Here is a 968-nt window from a genome sequence, read left to right on the forward strand (position 1 = left end):
CGCTACGGCCAATTGGAATAATGGCGAGGGATTCAATCCTATCGGCTCTTGGACGAGTCCTTTTGAGGGTACCTTTGATGGCCTGGGGCATGTCATTACCGGCTTGACTGTTAACCGACCCACTCAAGACAACATAGGTCTGTTCGGCTCCACAGACAGTGCGATGCTTCGCGGTATCGGCCTTAGAGAGATCAACATAACGGGCCGCAATTACGTTGGCGGGCTGGTGGCGGTCGCGGCCAACAGCAATATCGCCGCCAGCTACGCTACCGGGCGGGTAACGGGCAACTATTCCGTCAGCGGGCTGGTGGGGGTCGCTTTCCGCAGCGATATCGCCGCCAGCTACGCCACCGGGCAGGTAACGGGCAACAATTACGTCGGCGGGCTGGTGGGGGACGCTTTCCGCAGCAATATCGCCGCCAGCTACGCCACCGGGCAGGTAACGGGCGGAACTGGGACTGCTGGCGGGCTGGTGGGGAACGCTAACGACAGCGATATCGCCGCCAGCTACGCTACCGGGCAGGTAACGGGCAACAATTACGTCGGCGGGCTGGTGGGGAACGCTCTCAACATCAATATCGCCGCCAGCTACGCCACCGGGCAGGTAACGGGCAACCATTTCGTCGGCGGGCTGGTGGGGTGGAATGGGGGCGATATCAGCCATAGTCACTGGGATGTAGAGAGTACCGAGCAGTCCAGTGCCGTAGGCGGTGGCACTGGCAGCCAAACGAACGTCACATCCATTGACGCCGCCAATCGTTACACTCCCACGGGCTATGCGCATCTCGGCGAGTGGAGCGAAACCGCCAGCGGTTCGGGCAACTGGATCGCCGCAGACGCTGCGGGCAACCCGCAATGGGTGATGCTCGCGGGTTCCACCCGGCCCTTCCTGTATAGTGAATACAGCACCACCATCACCAACGCCCACCAGTTACAGTTGATGGCACTGGACCTGAACGCCGACTACC

1 protein-coding gene is annotated in these 968 nt (G+C 61.2%); it reads left to right on the forward strand.

The features are described from left to right. The coding region (locus HP566_RS02050; RefSeq protein ID WP_284041272.1) for a GLUG motif-containing protein at nucleotides 1-968 on the forward strand (968 nt) is incomplete at both ends.

It is taken from the genome of Vreelandella olivaria, assembly GCF_023507745.1.
Classification (GTDB): domain Bacteria; phylum Pseudomonadota; class Gammaproteobacteria; order Pseudomonadales; family Halomonadaceae; genus Vreelandella; species Vreelandella olivaria_A.